This is a genomic window from Brachybacterium endophyticum, from assembly GCF_003130585.1.
Lineage (GTDB): Bacteria > Actinomycetota > Actinomycetes > Actinomycetales > Dermabacteraceae > Brachybacterium > Brachybacterium endophyticum.
In genome coordinates this window covers 167,875-185,825 of record NZ_QFKX01000004.1, presented here as the reverse complement: position 1 = coordinate 185,825, position 17,951 = coordinate 167,875, and the positions used below count along the sequence as shown (strand labels likewise).

Sequence of the window (17,951 nt, the reverse complement as noted above, 5' to 3'; positions counted from 1 at the left end):
GCGAGGGAGACGTCGATGAGCCTTTCCCGGCGCACCCTCGTGCGCGGTCTCGGCGCGAGCGTCCTCGGGGCGTCCACGCTGGTCGGCTGTCGGACCGACGATCCCTCGAAGCCCACGGACCCGGCGTCCGGTGAGGGCCCGCCCACGGACGCCGCTCCCGAGGACCCGCTGCGGATCGCACTGGTCACCACCTCCCTGGGGCCGGTCGGGGACGTCCGCCGGCAGGTCGAGGACGCCGTCGCGGAGGGGATCCGCGAGATCAACTACGACGGCGGTGTCTTCGGACGCGACGTCGAGCTGTTCGATCCGCACGTGGTCGAGCACGCGGACGAGGACCTCGGAGCCGTCGCGAAGGAGCTCGGGCCGGACGGGGAGGGCGCGAGCGCCCTGATCCTCGCCGTCGACGACGCCCAGCTCGTCGACGCCCTGCCGGACATCGCGGCCACCGGCATGGTGATCCTCTCCCCGACCTCGAGCTCCACCCGGGTGCGGGCCGAGGGCGGCGACGCCGGACTGCTCTTCCGCCTGGCGCCCACCCAGGAGGCCGTGGCCACCGTCCTCGTCGAGGAGGCCGTCGGGACCGACCCGAAGGACCGCGGGGGCGAACCCGGCACGATCGCCTTCCTGGGCACCGACGACGAGGCCTCGAACGACCTGCGCGACCAGCTGGTGGCCCAGGGGCGCCCCAAGGGCGCGAAGCTGGTCCTGGAGAAGACCTACGGCGAGGGCGAGCTCGGGGACGTGGCAGGCAGGGCGAGGGCGATCGCGAAGGCGAAGCCCGCGATGCTCGTCCTCACCGGTGGGGCGGAGACCACCGACCTCCTGCGTGCTCTGCACACCGAGATCGCCGACGATCGCGGACGCCCGGAGATCGAGATCGCGGTGCGCCTCGTGGGCCCCGCCGTCCGTGACCATGCGCAGGACCATCTGCCCAAGGACGCGCTGTCCGGTGCGAGCGGTCTGCAGGCGGGTGGCCCCGTCCCGGAGACCTTCCGACTGTGGATGCTCAACCGCGACTCCTCGCTGCTGGAGCTGGGGCCTCCCGGGATGGCCGCGGCCACCCAGGCCTACGACAGCCTGGCGCTGATCTGCCTCGCGGCGCGGCAGGCGCAGAGCCTCGAGGGGGCGACCATCGCGGGGGCCGTCCCGGGCGTGCTCACCGGCAGCGAGGAGTGCACGAGCCTCGAGGCGTGCACCACCGAGCTGAGCTCCCAGCAGCAGGTGGGGGAGACGCCCTCGATCGCCTACCGGTGCGCCAGCGGTGACCTCGCCCTCGGTGAGGACAGGGATCTGGTCAGCGGCCAGCTGCGCAGCTTCGACTACTCCGAGAGCGGCGCTATCGGCTCTCCCCAGGCGACCGACTTCGAGCTCGCCGGCGACTGACCGCGGATCAGGACGCCGGGCGCGGCGCCAGCAGCATCGTGGACACCTGGACCGTCGAGAGCAGGCGCTCGTCCTCGTCGCGGACCTCCACCAGGTAGGACGCGACCTGCCGCCCCAGGTGCAGCGCGCTGCAGTGTGCGGTGACCAGGCCGCGGCGGCCCGATCGGTGGTGCGTCGCCGAGACCGACGTGCCCACCGCCTGGGCACCGGCCCCGTGGACGGTGCGGGCCTGCACGTACGCCGCCATCGAGGCGATGGTCTCCGCGAGCGCGATGGTCGCCCCGCCGTGCAGCAGCGCGGCCGGCTGCGTGTTGCCCTCGACCGGCATCGTCATCTCGCCGCCGTCGGCCGCCAGGCGCAGGCACCGGATCCCCAGGCGTTCGGCGAGGGTCCCCTGCAGCACGGCGTCGGCCCGACTGATGTCGGGATCGGGGCCGAGGATGTCGAGCGGTGCGCCGTCGGCGGCGGGCGCCGCAGGGTCGGCGGAGGGAGCGGAGACGGGATCGGAGGAGGTCATGTCCCCAGCGTGCCACAGCACACGTCGCAGCAGGAGGCGCGTGAGCACGGTCCGGCCGAGGCGAGCGCCCAGGGCGTGGACCCGGGGGAGCGGCCGGGCGGGCGTCCCCCGCGCGTGCGAGACTTGGACCATGACCTCGAGTGAGCATCCCGGCAACGCCGCGGCCCCGACCCGGCTCCTTCTCATCGACGGCCATGCGATGGCCTTCCGTGCCTTCTTCGCGCTCCCGGCCGACGGGTTCACGGACGGTCGCGGGCAGTCGACGAACGCCGTCTACGGCTTCGCCCGGATGCTGTTCAACGTGGTCGCCTCCGAGCAGCCCACGCACGTGGCGGTCGCCTTCGACATGGCCGGCGGCACCTTCCGTGACCGGATCTACGACCAGTACAAGGCCGGGCGCGAGGAGACGCCGCAGCAGTTCATCGGCCAGATCGCGCTGATCCAGAAGACGCTGGACGCGCTCGGGGTGAGCTGGCTCGAGGTCCCCGACTACGAGGCCGACGACATCATCGCCTCCCTCGCCACCCGCATGCGCAGCCGGGGTCAGGAGGCGCTCATCGTCTCCAGCGATCGTGACGCGCTCCAGCTGGTGGGGCCCGGCGTCACCCTGCTGCAGCCGGTCAAGGGCGTCACCGAGCTGCGCCGCATGGATCCTGCCGCGGTCCAGGAGAAGTACCAGGTCGACCCCGAGCACTACCCGGACCTCGCGGCCCTGGTGGGCGAGAGCGCGGACAACCTGTCCGGCGTGCCCGGTGTGGGCCCCAAGACCGCCGCGAAGTGGCTCGGGAAGTACGGCTCCCTCGAGGGTCTGCTGGAGCACGCCGAGGAGATCACCGGCAAGGCCGGGCAGTCCCTGCGCGACCACGTCGAGGACGTGCGCCGCAACCGCGTCATGAACGCCGCCGTGACGGATCTCGAGCTGCCCGACGACGACATCGTCTTCACGCTGGGCCGCGGCGACCGGGCGGCCGTCAACGAGGTCTTCGACGACCTCGCCTTCGGGCCCACGATCCGCCGGGACCTGCCGGCCGTGTTCCTGCCCGAGGGCGCCGCGGACGAGGAGCCCGGGGCCGCCGACGTCGAGATGCCCGAGCTGGTCCGTCCCCGCGGCGCCGAGATCGCCACCGCGCTGTCGGGTCCCTTCTCGGGCGGTGCTGCGCTCGCGATCGACGGCAGCTGGGAGCTGGGGCTGGGGGAGGCGACCCGGCTCGCCCTGGCCACCGCCACCGATCTCGCGGTCCTCGACCTCACGGACCTCGACGGGGACGCGGAGCAGGCGCTCGCGAACTGGCTGAGCGACCGCTCGATCCCCAAGACCGCCCACGACACCAAGTACGCGGTCCACGAGCTCTCGCCCCGTGGGCTGCAGGTCGACGGCTGGCGGACCGATCTGGGGCTCGCCGAGTTCCTGTGCCGTCCGGACCAGCGCCCCACCGACCTCGCGGGGCTCGTCATGCGCCATCTGCAGGAGGAGCTGGAGACCACCGCCTCCGGGAGCCAGCAGACGCTCGACCTGGACGGCGGTGGATCCGCCGCGGCCGACGAGGCCCTCGCCCGGGCCGCCCATGCGGTGCACCGCCTGGAGCCGCTGCTGCGTGCGGACCTCGAGGAGCACGAGGCACAGGCCCTGCACGACGATCTCGAGCTGCCGCTCGCCCAGGTGCTCGGTCAGATGGAGGCGGTCGGCATCCAGGCCGAGGACTCGGTGCTCGCCGAGCTCGACGCCGAGCACGAGCGGCAGCAGACGCAGGTCGCCGAGTCCGCCTTCAGCCACATCGGCGGGGACCGCATCAACCTGGGCTCGCCCAAGCAGCTGCAGGAGGTCCTCTACGAGCGGCTCGAGATGCCCAAGGGACGGCGGACCAAGACCGGGTACAGCACCAACGCCGAGACCCTCACCGACCTGTTCGAGAAGACCCAGCACCCGTTCCTGGCGGATCTGCTCGCCCACCGCGACGTCACCAAGATGCGTCAGATCATCGAGACCCTGCGCCGCTTCATCGCCGAGGACTCGCGCATCCACACCACCTTCCACCAGAACATCGCGGCCACCGGTCGGCTCTCCTCGAACAACCCCAACCTGCAGAACATCCCCATGCGCACCGAGGAGGGTCGACGCATCCGCGGCGCCTTCGTGGTCTCCGAGGGGTACGAGCAGCTGCTGACCGCCGACTACTCGCAGATCGAGATGCGGATCATGGCGCACCTCTCGGGCGACGAGGGGCTGATCGAGGCGTTCCGCTCGGGGGAGGACCTGCACAACTTCGTCGCCTCCCGCGTCTTCGACGTCGAGCCCGACCAGGTCGACGGCGCCATGCGCTCGAAGACCAAGGCGGTCAGCTACGGGCTCGCCTACGGGCTCAGCGCCTTCGGGCTCTCCCGGCAGCTGCGCATCTCCCAGGCGGAGGCCACCGCGCTGCGCGACGGCTACTTCGAGCGCTTCGGCGGCGTGCGCGACTTCCTGCGCGAGAGCGTCGAGCAGGCGAGGAAGGTCGGGTACACCCAGACCATCCTGGGCCGACGCCGCTACCTGCCGGACCTGACCAGTGACAACCGTCAGCGGCGGGAGAACGCCGAGCGGGTCGCGCTGAACTCCCCGATCCAGGGCAGCGCCGCGGACATCATCAAGCTCGCCATGCTGCGGGTCGATGCGGACCTGCGCGCGGCGGGTGTCGCCAGCCGCGTCCTGCTGCAGGTGCACGACGAGCTCGTGCTCGAGGTCGCCCCGGGCGAGCTCGAGCAGGTGCGCGATCTGGTGGTCACCGGGATGGGCGACGCCTACGAGATCTCGGTCCCGCTCTCGGTGGGCGTGGGCGTCGGACGCACCTGGCTCGAAGCGGCCCACTGAGAGGGACGCGCGGACTCGGCGCAGGACGGCACGGGGTCGGGAGGCGCCGCGCGGGGAGACGCAGCGCACCCGCTCCGCACCGGGAACGCCCTCGCACGCCGCAGGGGAGGCTGGTACTCTTGACGGGTCTGTGCGCACGCGCGTTCGGACATCCGCTTGTCCACCCACTCATATCTGTCCCGACGGAGTTCCGACCTACATGACCGAGACCACGACCCCCCAGATCGCCATCAACGACATCGGTGACGCCGATGAGATCATGGCCGCCATCGATTCGACCATCAAGTACTTCAACGATGGTGACATCGTCGAGGGCACCGTGGTGAAGGTCGATCACGATGAGGTCCTGCTCGACATCGGCTACAAGACCGAGGGCGTCATCCCCTCCCGCGAGCTGTCCATCAAGCACGACGTCGACCCCGGTGAGGTCGTCGAGGTCGGCGACGAGATCGAGGCGCTCGTCCTCCAGAAGGAGGACAAGGAGGGTCGGCTGATCCTGTCCAAGAAGCGCGCCCAGTACGAGCGCGCCTGGGGCACGATCGAGCAGATCAAGGAGGACGAGGGCGTCGTCACCGGTCACGTCATCGAGGTCGTCAAGGGTGGCCTCATCGTCGACATCGGTCTGCGTGGCTTCCTCCCCGCCTCCCTCGTCGAGATGCGCCGCGTGCGCGACCTGCAGCCGTACGTCGGCCAGGAGATCGAGGCGAAGATCATCGAGCTCGACAAGAACCGCAACAACGTGGTCCTCTCGCGTCGCGCCTACCTCGAGGAGACCCAGTCCGCGGTCCGCTCGGACTTCCTGCAGACCCTGCAGAAGGGCCAGGTCCGCGAGGGCGTCGTCTCCTCGATCGTCAACTTCGGTGCGTTCGTCGACCTGGGCGGCGTGGACGGCCTCGTGCACGTCTCCGAGCTGTCCTGGAAGCACATCGACCACCCGAGCGAGGTCGTCGAGGTCGGTCAGCAGGTCAAGGTCGAGGTCCTGGACGTCGACATGGACCGTGAGCGCGTCTCCCTGTCGCTGAAGGCGACCCAGGAGGACCCGTGGCAGCTGTTCGCCCGCACCCACGCCATCGGCGAGGTCGTGCCCGGCAAGGTCACCAAGCTGGTTCCCTTCGGCGCCTTCGTCCGCGTCGAGGACGGCATCGAGGGCCTGGTCCACATCTCCGAGCTGGCCCAGCGCCACGTCGACCTCCCCGAGCAGGTCGTCTCGGTCGACCAGGACGTCTTCGTCAAGGTCATCGACATCGATCTCGAGCGTCGCCGCATCTCGCTCTCGCTCAAGCAGGCCAACGAGGGTGTCGACCCCGAGGGTGACGACTCGACCTTCGACCCGGCGCTGTACGGCATGTCCGCCGACTACGACGAGAACGGCGAGTACAAGTACCCCGAGGGCTTCGACCCGGAGACCAACGAGTGGCTCGAGGGCTACGACGCCCAGCGCGAGGAGTGGGAGGCCCAGTACGCGGCCGCCTACGAGCGCTGGACCGCTCACAAGCAGCAGGTCGCCGACGCCATCAAGGCCGACGAGGAGTCGGCCGAGCAGGGTGGTGGCGCCCAGCAGACGAGCACCTCCTCGCCGGCCCCGGCGGCGGCTCAGTCCTCCTACCAGTCGGCGCCGACCGACGAGGGCACGCTGGCCTCCGATGAGGCTCTGGCCGCGCTGCGCGCGAAGCTCACCGGCAACTGATCCGCGTGATCGGCTGCGCACCGATCCGCTGATCGGTCGCACGGACGACGGGCGCCACCCCTCGGGGTGGCGCCCGTCGTCGTGTGTGACGGGCGTCCGGGCAGGTGCGGTGCCACCGGGCCGCGCCGACAGGGCACACTAGGGGCATGACCACAGTGCTCGAGGACCATCCGATCCACTCCTGGCTGACCGACATGGACGGGGTGCTCGTCCACGAGCAGTCCGCCCTGCCCGGGGCATCGGACTTCATCGCCGCGCTCCAGCGCTTCGGGCGACCGTTCCTGGTGCTCACGAACAACTCGATCTTCACGCCCCGCGATCTGAGGGCGAGGCTCTCGCGCAGCGGCATCGACATCCCCGAGGAGGCCATCTGGACGAGCGCCCTGGCGACCGCCAGGTTCCTCGCCGAGCAGGCCCCCGGATCCTCCGCGTACGTGATCGGCGAGGCAGGACTGACCAGCGCCATGCACGAGGAGGGGTTCATCCTCGCCGACACCGACGTCGAGTTCGTCGTGCTGGGGGAGACCCGCACGTACTCCTTCGAGTCGATCACCCGCGCGATCCGCCTGATCTCCAAGGGCGCGAAGTTCATCGCCACCAATCCCGACGTCTCCGGACCCAGTGCGGAGGGGCCGTTGCCGGCCACCGGGTCGGTGGCGGCCATGATCACCGCCGCCACCGGCATCCAGCCCTACTACGTGGGCAAGCCCAACCCGCTGATGATGCGCACCGCCCTGAACCGCATCGGAGGGCACTCGGAGACCTCCGTGATGATCGGCGACCGCATGGACACCGACGTGAAGTCCGGGCTGGAGGCGGGTATGCGCTCGGTGCTGGTGCTCACCGGCTCCACCCTCGAGGCCGACATCGAGAAGTACCCCTTCCGCCCCACCACGGTGCTCTCCGGCATCTCGGACCTGGTCCCGCTCGTCGAGCAGCTCACCCCGCTGGAGTCCGTGGAGCTCGACGAGGACTGAGCGGCACCGGCCGGGCGCCGCGCCGCCGCTCCGACCCGACTGGGGCGCGGACGGCGGCGTGCCCTGCCGTGCCCGCGTGAGAGAATCGGGATCATGCTGCGCTGGCTCACGGCCGGGGAATCCCACGGCCCCTCCCTGATCTCCCTGCTCGACGGCGTCCCCGCCGGGATCGAGCTGACCAGTGACGACCTGCGTGCGGCGCTCGCGCGCCGCCGGCTCGGCCACGGCCGCGGGAGCCGCCAGAAGTTCGAGCAGGACGTGGTGCGCATCCCGGGCGGTCTCCGTCACGGGCGCACCATCGGCTCGCCGCTCGCGATCGAGATCGCGAACTCCGAGTGGCCGAAGTGGGAGAAGGTGATGTCGGCCGATCCGGTGGCCCGCGAGGACCTGCTCGTCGACGCCGGGACGGGCGACGAGCGCGAGATCGCCCGCAACCGCCCGCTCACCCGGCCCCGCCCCGGTCATGCCGACCTCTCCGGGATGCTCAAGTACGGCTTCGAGGACGCCCGCCCGGTGCTCGAGCGCGCGAGCGCCCGTGAGACCGCGGCGCGTGTCGCCGCCGGCCGCGTGGCCGCCGCGCTCCTCGAGCAGGCCGCGGGCATCCGCCTGGTCTCCCACACGCTCGGGGTCGGCGGTGTCCGCGTTCCCGACGGGGCCGCGCTGCCCACGCCCGAGGACGCCGAGGCACTGGATGCCGATCCGCTGCGCTGCTTCGACGAGCAGACGTCGGCGGCGATGGTGGCCGAGGTCGACGACGCCAAGGCCGACGGCGACACCCTGGGCGGCGTCGTCGAGGTCCTCGCCTACGGCGTGCCGGTGGGGCTCGGGTCCCACACCCAGTGGGACCGCAAGCTCGACGGACGTCTCGCCCAGGCGATCATGTCCATCCAGGCGATGAAGGGCGTCGAGATCGGCGACGGCTTCGCGACTGCTGCTCGCCGCGGCTCCCGCGCCCACGACGAGATCCTGCCGATCGGCCGCGACGCGGGCGAGGGCGACCCCGCCCTGCCCTCCCACGACGACCGCGAGTACCCTCGCGTGACCAACCGCGCCGGCGGCCTCGAAGGGGGCATGAGCAACGGCCAGGTGATCCGCGTCCGCGGAGCGCTCAAGCCCATCTCGACGGTCCCGCGTGCCCTGCGCACCGTGGACGTGGCGACCGGCGGCGAGGCCACCGCCAACCACCAGCGCTCCGACGTGTGCGCGGTCGCCCCCGCAGCCGTCATCGCCGAGGCCGTGGTCGCGCTGACCCTCGCCGACGCCCTGCTCGAGAAGACCGGTGGGGACAGCGTCGAGGAGATCCGCGCCCACCTGCAGGAGACGACCGAGCTGCAGGCGAGCCGCGGTCACGGCGGCGATTCGTGAGCTCGGAGTCCGCGGAGTCCCCGGAGCGGCCGGAGCACACCGCCCGCCACCCGCTGCCCTCCCCGCCACCGGTGCACGGGCCGCGTCTGGTGCTGATCGGCCCGATGGGCGCGGGGAAGACCACGGTCGGGCGCGAGGTCGCCCGGCGCCTGGGCGTCCCCTTCGCGGACCTCGACGCCCTGATCGTGGATCGGGACGGGCGCAGCATCCCCGAGATCTTCGCCGCCGACGGGGAGGAGGCCTTCCGCCGTCTCGAGGCGCGCGTTCTCGCGCACGCCCTGGCCACCCACGCCGGTGTGCTCGCGCTGGGCGGGGGAGCGGTCGGCGACCCTGCGTCCCGCGCGCTGGTGGCGTCCCACCCGACGGTGCTGCTCGAGATCGACGAGAGCGCGGCCCTGCGGCGCGTGCACGCGGGACGCGGACGTCCGATGCTCGCCGGGGAGGACCCGCTCGAGCGCTGGCGCACCCTCACCGCGGAGCGGCTCCCTCTGTACCGCGAGGCGGCCCGGTGGAGCATCGAGGCGAGCCGCGGGGACGTCCCCGCGGTGGCGCGTCGCGTGATCGCGGCGGTCCGCGAGACGGAGCGCGACCACGAACCCGGCACGACGATCGACCAGGTGGGCGCCGCCGCGCCCGGCACGAAGGAGGACGCATGAGCACGACGGTCATCCCGGTGGGCACGCCGCAGGGGAGCTACGAGGTGCAGGTGGGCCGTGGCCTTCTCCCCGGCATCCCCGCCCAGCTGCCCGAGCGGGCGCGACGGGTCGTGATCGTGCACCAGCCGAGCCTGCGCACGGTCGCCGACGAGTTGTGCGAGGCGATCACCGCGACCGACCGCTCGGCGTTCCTCGCGGAGGTCCCCGACGGCGAGGAGGCCAAGACCGCGCAGGTCGCCGGATTCCTCTGGCAGGTCTGCGGTCAGGCCGAGCTCTCCCGCCAGGATCTCGTGATCGGCCTGGGCGGCGGTGCTGCGACCGACCTCGCGGGCTTCGTCGCCGCGACCTGGCTGCGCGGCATCGACGTGCTGCAGGTCCCCACCACGGTCGCCGCGATGGTCGATGCCGCCGTGGGCGGGAAGACGGGCATCAACACGGCCGAGGGCAAGAACCTCGTGGGCTCCTTCCATCCGCCCATCGCCGTCGTCGAGGACCTCGACGTCCTCGCGGGGCTGGGCGCGAACGACGTCACCGCCGGTCTCGCCGAGGTGGTCAAGATCGGGCTCATCGAGGACACCCGGATCCTCGAGATCGTCGAGGAGGACCCGGCCGCCGTTCTCGACATCGCCACACCCGCCTTCCGCGAGATCATGGAGCGCGCGATCCGCGTGAAGGCCCGCGTGGTCTCCGAGGACCTCACCGAGACCGGTGAGCGGGAGATCCTGAACTACGGGCACACCCTGGGCCACGCGATCGAGCACAACGAGCGCTACCAGTGGCGCCACGGCGCCGCCGTCTCGGTGGGCATGATGTTCGTGGCCGAGCTCTCCCATCTCGCGGGCAAGCTCTCCGAGGCCGACGTCGACCGCCATCGGTCCGTGCTCACCTCGCTGGGGCTGCCCACCACCTACCGTGACCGCCAGTGGCCCAAGCTCGAGGACGCGATGAAGCGCGACAAGAAGAGCCGGGCCGGGGTGCTGCGCTTCGTCGTCCTGGACCGGATCGGCCGCGTCTCCCGGCTCGAGGGGCCCGACCCGGCGCTGCTGTTGGCCGCCTACGCCGCGATCACCGCGGAGTGAGCCGATGAGCTCGCGCAGCGTGCGGATCCGGGACGCGGTCCTGGGAGAGGGGACGCCCGAGATCATCGTCCCGCTCACCGGGACCACACCGCAGTCCGTCCTCGAGCAGGCGGACCTGGCGCTGACCGGGCCTGCCCGCCTCGTCGAATGGCGCGCGGACCTGTTCGCCCCTGATCTCCCCGGGGATCGGCACCGCGAGGAGCTGCTCTTCCTGCTCCCGCTCCTGCGCGAGCGGATCGGGCCCGGGCGCGGCCTGCTGCTGACGGTGCGGACAGCGGCCGAGGGCGGGGGCCGCACGATCGACGACGGCACACTCGAGAAGACGCTGCTGGCGGGCATCGACGCCTCGGCCGATGACGGGAGCCCCCTCGTGGACGCCGTGGACATCGAGACCGCGCGTGGTCGCCGTGCGGTCGACCGCGTGATCGAGGCGGCCCATGGGCGCTCCCTGGCCGTCGTCGGCTCCTCCCACGACTTCGAGCGCACGCCTGCACACGTGCGGATCACGGCTCACCTGCGCGAGGCGCGGGAGCGGGGCGCGGACGCCCCCAAGATCGCCGTCACCCCGCGTCGGGCCGAGGACGTGCTGACCCTGCTCGGCGCGAGCCTCGAGGTCGCCCGCGAGGGGCACGGCCCCCACATCGCGATCTCGATGGGGCCCCTGGGCGCGGTCAGCCGCGTCGCGGCCGAGACGTTCGGGTCCGCGGCCACCTTCGCCAGCGCCGGCGAGGCCTCGGCCCCCGGACAGCTCGCCGCCGAGGACGTGGCGGGGATGCTCGAGGCGCTGCGCCCCTGAGCGAGGGACCCCGTTCAGCGGCACGCGAGCGGCGCCCGGGGGCCAGGGGGCCTCGCGGGGCCAGGAGTCCTCGCAGTACTCACGAGTCCTCGCGGCGCTCCGGCTCCTGAGCGGTGTCCTCGCCCTCCTCGGGCCGGAACCTGGTGGGGGCGAACGATCCGCTCTCGGGATCCAGCACGTCGGCATCGGTGCCCAGGGCTCGGCGCTCGTAGCCGGCGGCATCGACGTCCTCGCTCGTGGAGTCCTCGGCGAAGTCGTCGACGCTCTCGTCGACCACGGGGATCGCACCGGTCTGCAGGGCGACCCGCTGACGCTCGTCCTTGCGCACGCGCCGCACGAGCGACTTCATCTGCGAGGCCGAGAGCGTCACCTGCCATTCGCGCCCGCCGGGCAGGCGCCAGCGCCGCCAGGCCGCGAGGATCGCCAGCAGCGCCCCGAGGGCGACGGCGACCAGCACGGCGGCCGAGGGCAGGCCGAGGCGCACCACCACCCACGTCGCGATCGCGGTCACCAGCGCCCCGGTCGCGTACAGGGGACCGCCGCCGAAGATCGCCGGTACGCGGCCGACGAGGACGTCGCGGATGACACCGCCGCCCACCGCGCTGGTCACCCCCAGCAGGACCGCCGGCAGCGGCTCGAGACCGAAGCCGATCGACTTCGCGGTTCCCGTCGCCGCCCACAGGGCCATCGCGATGATGTCCAGCAGCGTGACCGTGCGTCGCCACCAGGTGGCCTCGGCGGAGACCAGCAGGGAGAACGCCGAGCCCGCGAGAGCGCACGCGAGGTACCAGGGGCCGTCGAAGGCGGCGGGGACGTCCACGCCGATGATGAGGTCACGCACGAGACCGCCGCCGAGCCCGGCGACGATGCCGATGATCGCGAAGCCGACCGCATCGAAGTCCAGACGCGCGGCGAGGGCACCCGCCGCCACGCCCATGATGAACACGCCCAGCAGGTCCAGCCCGCGCAGGAGGTCGTTGGTGACCAGCAGTTCGAGGGGATCCACGGTGACGACGGTACTGCCCCCGGGCGCGCCGTGCGACGGCCTGTGACGCCGATGACCGGTGAGCTGCCGCCCGCGGCCGTCACCCCTCTACGATCGGTGCATGGCCTCCGCACCCGACCCCGCGACCGACCCGGCGGCGGATCCCGCCACGTCTGGCGACCGCCGATCCTCGCGCGATGACGCCACGGGGAAGTCGTCCGCTCCGGCGCGCATCGGCCTGACCGGGGGCATCGGCGCCGGGAAGTCGACCGTCGCACGGACCTGGCGCGAGGCGGGCCTGACCGTGATCGATCTGGACGCCCACTCACGGGCCGTCCTGGACACGCCGGGCGACGGCCTCGAGGAGGCCGTCGAGCGTTTCGGGGAGGGCATCCGCGCCGCCTCGGGCACCGTCGACCGGCCGGCCCTCGCCCGTCTGGTCTTCTCCGACCCCGCGGCGCGGGCCGATCTCGAGGCGATCGTGCTGCGCCGCGTCGACGAGGCGGTGATCGCGGAGGAGGTCGCGGCGCTGCAGGCCGGCGAGACGCTGGTGGTGCACGACAACCCGCTGCTGCTCGAGAAGCGTCGGGAGGACGAGTACGACGCCGTCGTCGCGGTCCTCGCGCGCCGCGAGGACCGCATCGAACGGGTGGTGCGCGACCGCGACAGGGACCGCGCCTACGTCGAGTCCGTGATGGCCGCCCAGGTCAGCGATCTCGAGAGGATCCGTCGGGCCGATCATCTGCTGCTGAATACGGCCGCACCGGAGATCCTGCGTGCGAGGTCCCTGGTCCTGCTCGAGCGTCTGCGGCAGCAGCGGACGGGGACCGCAGACCTGGGGGAGACCCCGCGCCGCTGATCGCGATCAGCGGACAGGATCCGACCGCTGCGGTGCCCCGTGCGCGCGGACGGGGTCGTAGGCTCGTGCCATGCGCCCCGTCACCGATCTCACCCGCTCCGTCCACCCCTTCGAGGTGGTCTCGGAGTACCGACCCTCCGGCGATCAGCCGCAGGCGATCGACGCGCTCGCGCGGAAGATCAACGACGGCGAGCAGGACGTCGTGCTGCTGGGCGCGACGGGCACTGGAAAGAGCGCGACCACGGCCTGGCTGATCGAGAAGCTGCAGCGCCCGACCCTGGTGATGGCCCACAACAAGACCCTCGCCGCGCAGCTGGCGAGCGAGTTCCGGGACCTGCTGCCCAACAACGCCGTCGAGTACTTCGTCTCCTACTACGACTACTACCAGCCCGAGGCCTACGTCCCCCAGTCGGACACCTACATCGAGAAGGACTCCTCGATCAACGCCGAGGTCGAGCGTCTGCGGCACAGCGCGACGAACTCGCTGCTGACCCGTCGTGACGTGGTCGTGGTCTCCTCCGTCTCGTGCATCTACGGCCTGGGCACCCCGCAGGAGTACGTGGACCGGATGGTGCGCCTGGGCCGCGGGGACGAGGTGGACCGCGACGACCTGCTGCGCCGCTTCGTGGACATGCAGTACGACCGCAACGACGTGGAGTTCGTGCGCGGCACCTTCCGGGTGCGCGGCGACACCGTCGAGATCATCCCGATGTACGAGGAGCTCGCGATCCGCATCGAGTTCTTCGGCGACGAGGTCGACGCGATCTACACCCTCCACCCGGTCACCGGTGAGGTGATCCGGGAGGAGGAGGACATCCACATCTTCCCCGCCTCCCACTACGTCGCCGGGCCCGAGCGCCTGGCCCGGGCGATCGACTCCATCGAGTCCGAGCTGGGGGAGCGGCTCACGGAGCTCGAGGGCCAGAACAAGCTGCTCGAGGCGCAGCGCCTGCGCATGCGCACCGCCCACGACCTCGAGATGCTGCGCCAGGTGGGCACCACCAACGGTGTCGAGAACTACTCGCGCCACCTCGACGGCCGCGGACCGGGCACCGCGCCGAACACGCTCATGGACTACTTCCCCGAGGACTTCGTGCTGGTGATCGACGAGTCCCACGTGACGGTCCCGCAGATCGGCGCGATGTACGAGGGCGATCGCTCGCGCAAGCGCACCCTCGTGGACTTCGGGTTCCGTCTGCCCAGCGCGCTGGACAACCGCCCGCTGACCTTCGGGGAGTTCACCGAGCGCACCGGGCAGACCGTGTACCTCTCGGCGACCCCCGCCGACTACGAGCTGGGGCGCAGCAACGGCGTGGTCGAGCAGATCATCCGGCCCACGGGGCTCGTGGACCCCGAGGTCATCGTCAAGCCCGTCAAGGGGCAGATCGACGACCTGCGCGCGGAGATCGAGACCCGGGTCGAGCGCGACGAGCGCGTGCTGGTCACCACGCTCACCAAGCGCATGGCCGAGGACCTCACCGACTACCTGCTGGAGAACGGGGTGCGGGTGCAGTACCTGCACTCCGACGTCGACACCCTGCGTCGCGTCGAGCTGCTGCGCTCGCTGCGCCAGGGCGAGTACGACGTGCTGGTGGGCATCAACCTGCTGCGCGAGGGACTCGACCTGCCGGAGGTCTCCCTGGTCGCGATCCTGGATGCGGACAAGGAGGGCTTCCTGCGCTCGCGCACCTCGCTGATCCAGACCATCGGTCGCGCGGCCCGCAACGTCTCGGGGCAGGTGCACATGTACGCCGACACGGTGACCGACTCGATGCGCGAGGCGATCGACGAGACCAACCGGCGTCGCGAGAAGCAGGTCGCCTACAACACCGAGCACGGGATCGACCCCACGCCGCTGCGCAAGAAGATCGCGGACGTCACCGACATGCTCGCGCGTGAGGACATCGACACCGACACCCTGCTGGCCACCGACTACCGCTCCGGCAAGGAGCGTGTGAACCGGGACCGGGCGCGGGCGAACGTGGTCGACGCGGTCTCCTCGCGCACCGTGGACCTGGGCGACGACCCGGTGGGCAACCTCAGCGCGATGATCGACGAGATGACGGCGCAGATGCACCAGGCCGCCGAGACCCTGCAGTTCGAGGTCGCGGCCCGGATGCGCGACGAGGTCCAGGAGCTCAAGAAGGAGCTCAAGCAGGTCCAGCGCAGCGCGTCCTGAACGGACGCCGAGGGCCCTACTTCTCGGCCTGCCGCTCGGTGATCTGCAGGTCCAACGGGAAATCGACCGGACTACCGGGGAACAGCAGACGCCCGGCGCCGTCGGCGGCCTCGCGCACCGCCGCGGCCGCCGCCTCGGCCTGGGAGGCGGGGGCGTGCACGATGACCTCGTCGTGCAGGAAGTAGGCCAGGTGCGCGCGGGGCGCGAAGGCGGGGCCCGACGGCGTCGCGGCCTCGCTCTCGGGGACCGCCGGGAAGCCGGCCAGCGCGAGCCGCAGGGCCGCCATCCAGGACAGCGCCCACTCCGCCGCCGTCCCCTGCACGACGAAGTTGCGGGTGAAGCGGCCGCGATCCCGGGCCGAGCGCCGGGCCCGCTCCTGCTCGGCCTGGCCGGCGTCCGGCAGGTTCGACGAGCGCTGGGCCGTGGACCACGCCTCCTCGGGCGGGGGAGAGGAACGCCCCAGCCAGGTGCTGACGATCCCGCCGCGCTCGCCCTCGGCGGCGGCGTCGTCGACCAGACGCATCGCCCGTGGGAAGCGCTCGCGCAGCCGCGGCACCACCCGGGCGCTGTCGCCGGTGGTGCCGCCGTACAGGGCGCCGAGCACCCCGACCTTCGCCTCCTGCCGGGTGGCGACGATGCCGGCCTCGACGATCCCCGAGTACAGGTCCTGCCCCGCGCCCGCCGCGGCCATCGCGCGGTCGCCCGACATCGCGGCCAGCACCCGCGGCTCGAGCTGGGAGACGTCGGCGCTGACCAGTCGCCACCCGGGATCCGCCCGCAGCGCGGGACGCAGTCGCCGCGGGATCTGCAGGGCCCCGCCGCCGCTGCTGGCCCAGCGCCCGGTCACCACCCCGCCGGGGACGTAGACGGGGCGGTAGCGACCCTCGTGCACCCACTGATCGAGCCAGTGCCAGCCGTTGGCCGTGAGCAGCCGGGCCATCTTCTTGTACTCCAGCAGCGGTGGGATCGCCGGATGATCGTGCTCCGCCAGTTCCCACTGCGAGGTCGAGGAGACGTCGATCCCGCCGCGGCGCAGGGCCCGCAGCACCCGGGGCGGGGAGTCGAGGCTCAGGATCGGGTCCTCGAGGGCGGCGCGCACCGCGGCACCGACCTCCGCCATCCGCGCCGGCACCTGGTCGCGACGGGGTCGGGGACCCAGGGACTCCGTCAGCAGTCGATCGTGCTCGGCCACGTCCCAGGGGATCCCGGCGGCATGCATCTCCGCGGCGACCAGGGCCCCGGCCGATTCCGCCGCCAGCAGCAGGCGCAGCCGCGAGGGCTCCGCGGACTGCGCGACCGCCTCCTGCTGACGGGCGTGCTCGGCGAGGACCTCTGCGATCTGCTGCGGCACGCCTCCCGTGCGGCCGGCGGCGTCGAGCTCGAAGAGGGCGGTGCCCCGCTGCGGGTCCTGCGCCGCGGTCTCCTCGGGCGTCTCCCAGGCGCTCGCCTCCCGCAGCGCCCGGGCGTCCCGCACCAGCACGGAGCGGGCGAGGATCCGGTGGGCCAGGCGCAGGTCGTGACAGCGGGCGAGGACCACGCCCGCGTCCAGCAGTGCGGGGCACCAGGTGGCGGCGTCGGGGAGCACCCAGCGCGGGCCGACCGCGTCCTCGATCTCCCGGGCCCGCTGCGGCCAGTCCTGCGGGTCCACCTCGTGGCTGCGCAGCGTGATGCCGTCCTCGGCCTGCTCGCGCAGGGCGATCCGCCCGTCGGCCCCGCGGCCGACGACGCACTCACGGGTCGTCGGCGGCCGTGTCACCACCCGCGTTCGCGCCACTCGCCCAGGTGCGGGCGCTCGGCGCCGAGCGTGGTGTCGTCGCCGTGTCCCGGGTAGACCCAGGTGGCGTCGTCCAGGTGGTCGAAGATCCGCTGCTCGACGTCCTCGAGCAGCGAGGTGAACCGCTCGGCGTCCCCGCGGGTCGCCCCGACGCCGCCGGGGAACAGGGAGTCCCCCGTGAAGAGGTGGTCGCCGTCCTCGCCGCCCCGCCACAGCAGGGCGATCGAGCCCGGGGTGTGCCCGCGCAGTCCGATCACCTCGAGGTCGTTGACGCCGACCCTCACCAGGTCGCCGTTGCCGAGCGTCTGATCGGTGGGGGTGGGGATGTCGGGCGCGTCGGCCGCGCCGGCGTAGGTGCGGGCACCCGTCGCCGCGACCATCTGGGCGAGGGCGCCCACGTGGTCGTGGTGGCTGTGGGTGGTCACGATCGAGTCGAGCCGGCTGGCGGGGGAGCCCTCGCGCACCAGGCGCAGCAGCCGGGGCTGGTCCGCGGCGGCGTCGATCAGCAGCTGCGCCCCCGAGACCCGGCAGGTCAGCAGGTAGGCGTTGTTGTCCATCGGGCCGACGGAGGCCTTGCGGATCACCAACGTCGAGGTCCGCCGGGTGGCGGTGGGACCGTCGGCCTCGACGTGGCCGTCGTAGGGCGGTCCGTCCTGCCCTCCGGTCGCCGAGACGACGTCATCGGCGCTCGCGGCGGACTCGTGGTCACGGTTCTCGCTCATGACCCCAGTATGGACCGGGACGAGGGTGCGGTGAGAGGGCGCCGGCCGGCGTGCGAGCGCGCGTTCCCCGTGCGACGGCGACTCGCCGTGGTGGCGGAGCACAGGTCAGCGGACATGCCGCTGT

At 72.3% G+C, this 17,951-nt stretch carries 14 protein-coding genes; 10 read left to right on the top strand and 4 right to left on the bottom strand.

Annotation, left to right across the window (positions count from 1 at the left end; all coding sequences use genetic code 11):
• Positions 1–15 precede the first annotated feature (15 nt).
• Positions 16–1,383: an ABC transporter substrate-binding protein gene (locus DEO23_RS11325; protein ID WP_109276141.1), complete on the top strand. Its 1,368-nt coding sequence runs from the start codon at positions 16–18 to the stop codon at positions 1,381–1,383.
• A gap of 7 nt (positions 1,384–1,390) precedes the next feature.
• Here the strand turns inward: DEO23_RS11325 and DEO23_RS11320 are convergent, their stop codons facing one another.
• A complete protein-coding gene (locus DEO23_RS11320) occupies positions 1,391–1,900 on the bottom strand; it encodes a hotdog fold thioesterase (protein ID WP_109276284.1) in 510 nt (169 codons plus the stop codon).
• 130 nt (positions 1,901–2,030) lie between these two features.
• Here DEO23_RS11320 and polA point away from each other — a divergent pair, with 130 nt between their 5' ends.
• The 7 genes from polA to aroD all read left to right on the top strand — a co-directional run bounded on the left by polA (position 2,031) and on the right by aroD (position 11,308).
• The gene (gene polA / locus DEO23_RS11315; protein ID WP_109276140.1) at positions 2,031–4,748 is read left to right on the top strand and encodes a DNA polymerase I; all 2,718 of its coding nucleotides are present in this window, start codon (positions 2,031–2,033) and stop codon (positions 4,746–4,748) included.
• A gap of 199 nt (positions 4,749–4,947) precedes the next feature.
• Positions 4,948–6,435, top strand: a complete 1,488-nt coding sequence (rpsA, locus tag DEO23_RS11310; protein WP_109276139.1) for a 30S ribosomal protein S1 — start codon at positions 4,948–4,950, stop codon at positions 6,433–6,435.
• Positions 6,436–6,581: 146 nt separating this feature from the next.
• Positions 6,582–7,412, top strand: coding sequence for an HAD-IIA family hydrolase (locus DEO23_RS11305; protein WP_109276138.1), 831 nt, complete (start codon positions 6,582–6,584; stop codon positions 7,410–7,412).
• A 93-nt stretch (positions 7,413–7,505) separates the two neighbouring features.
• Positions 7,506–8,777 (top strand): chorismate synthase, encoded by a 1,272-nt coding sequence (aroC, locus tag DEO23_RS11300; protein WP_109276137.1) that lies wholly within the window; start codon positions 7,506–7,508, stop codon positions 8,775–8,777.
• Positions 8,774–9,433, top strand: coding sequence for a shikimate kinase (locus DEO23_RS11295; protein WP_240613365.1), 660 nt, complete (start codon positions 8,774–8,776; stop codon positions 9,431–9,433). The genes aroC and DEO23_RS11295 overlap by 4 nt, the downstream gene beginning before the upstream one ends.
• The gene (gene aroB, locus DEO23_RS11290) at positions 9,430–10,512 is read left to right on the top strand and encodes a 3-dehydroquinate synthase (RefSeq protein WP_109276136.1); all 1,083 of its coding nucleotides are present in this window, start codon (positions 9,430–9,432) and stop codon (positions 10,510–10,512) included. Before DEO23_RS11295 ends, aroB begins: the two co-directional genes overlap by 4 nt.
• Before the next feature lie 4 nt (positions 10,513–10,516).
• Positions 10,517–11,308, top strand: coding sequence for a type I 3-dehydroquinate dehydratase (aroD, locus tag DEO23_RS11285; protein ID WP_109276135.1), 792 nt, complete (start codon positions 10,517–10,519; stop codon positions 11,306–11,308).
• A 79-nt stretch (positions 11,309–11,387) separates the two neighbouring features.
• Here aroD and DEO23_RS11280 read toward each other — a convergent pair whose 3' ends face one another.
• Positions 11,388–12,314 carry a trimeric intracellular cation channel family protein gene (locus DEO23_RS11280; protein WP_109276134.1) on the bottom strand — a complete coding sequence of 309 codons (927 nt, stop codon included), beginning with the start codon at positions 12,312–12,314 and terminating at the stop codon, positions 11,388–11,390.
• Between the two features lie 100 nt (positions 12,315–12,414).
• Here DEO23_RS11280 and coaE point away from each other — a divergent pair, with 100 nt between their 5' ends.
• Positions 12,415–13,152: a dephospho-CoA kinase gene (coaE, locus tag DEO23_RS11275; RefSeq protein ID WP_109276133.1), complete on the top strand. Its 738-nt coding sequence runs from the start codon at positions 12,415–12,417 to the stop codon at positions 13,150–13,152.
• A gap of 70 nt (positions 13,153–13,222) precedes the next feature.
• On the top strand, positions 13,223–15,331 hold the full coding sequence (uvrB, locus tag DEO23_RS11270) for an excinuclease ABC subunit UvrB (RefSeq protein ID WP_109276132.1): 2,109 nt from the start codon (positions 13,223–13,225) through the stop codon (positions 15,329–15,331).
• A gap of 16 nt (positions 15,332–15,347) precedes the next feature.
• Here the strand turns inward: uvrB and DEO23_RS11265 are convergent, their stop codons facing one another.
• Positions 15,348–17,087 (bottom strand): bifunctional 3'-5' exonuclease/DNA polymerase, encoded by a 1,740-nt coding sequence (locus tag DEO23_RS11265; protein ID WP_165831813.1) that lies wholly within the window; start codon positions 17,085–17,087, stop codon positions 15,348–15,350.
• Positions 17,084–17,827 (bottom strand): MBL fold metallo-hydrolase, encoded by a 744-nt coding sequence (locus DEO23_RS11260; protein ID WP_109276130.1) that lies wholly within the window; start codon positions 17,825–17,827, stop codon positions 17,084–17,086. Before DEO23_RS11260 ends, DEO23_RS11265 begins: the two co-directional genes overlap by 4 nt.
• Positions 17,828–17,951: the final 124 nt, after the last annotated feature.

Bases quoted from the DNA above. Each gene is read 5' to 3' on its own strand.
- DEO23_RS11320 (WP_109276284.1), bottom strand. From the start codon at position 1,900: ATGACCTCCTCCGATCCCGTCTCCGCTCCCTCCGCCGACCCTGCGGCG.
- rpsA (WP_109276139.1), top strand. From the start codon at position 4,948: ATGACCGAGACCACGACCCCCCAGATCGCCATCAACGACATCGGTGAC.
- aroC (WP_109276137.1), top strand. From the start codon at position 7,506: ATGCTGCGCTGGCTCACGGCCGGGGAATCCCACGGCCCCTCCCTGATC.
- coaE (WP_109276133.1), top strand. From the start codon at position 12,415: ATGGCCTCCGCACCCGACCCCGCGACCGACCCGGCGGCGGATCCCGCC.
- aroB (WP_109276136.1), top strand. From the start codon at position 9,430: ATGAGCACGACGGTCATCCCGGTGGGCACGCCGCAGGGGAGCTACGAG.
- DEO23_RS11305 (WP_109276138.1), top strand. From the start codon at position 6,582: ATGACCACAGTGCTCGAGGACCATCCGATCCACTCCTGGCTGACCGAC.
- aroD (WP_109276135.1), top strand. From the start codon at position 10,517: ATGAGCTCGCGCAGCGTGCGGATCCGGGACGCGGTCCTGGGAGAGGGG.
- DEO23_RS11260 (WP_109276130.1), bottom strand. From the start codon at position 17,827: ATGAGCGAGAACCGTGACCACGAGTCCGCCGCGAGCGCCGATGACGTC.
- DEO23_RS11325 (WP_109276141.1), top strand. From the start codon at position 16: ATGAGCCTTTCCCGGCGCACCCTCGTGCGCGGTCTCGGCGCGAGCGTC.
- uvrB (WP_109276132.1), top strand. From the start codon at position 13,223: ATGCGCCCCGTCACCGATCTCACCCGCTCCGTCCACCCCTTCGAGGTG.
- polA (WP_109276140.1), top strand. From the start codon at position 2,031: ATGACCTCGAGTGAGCATCCCGGCAACGCCGCGGCCCCGACCCGGCTC.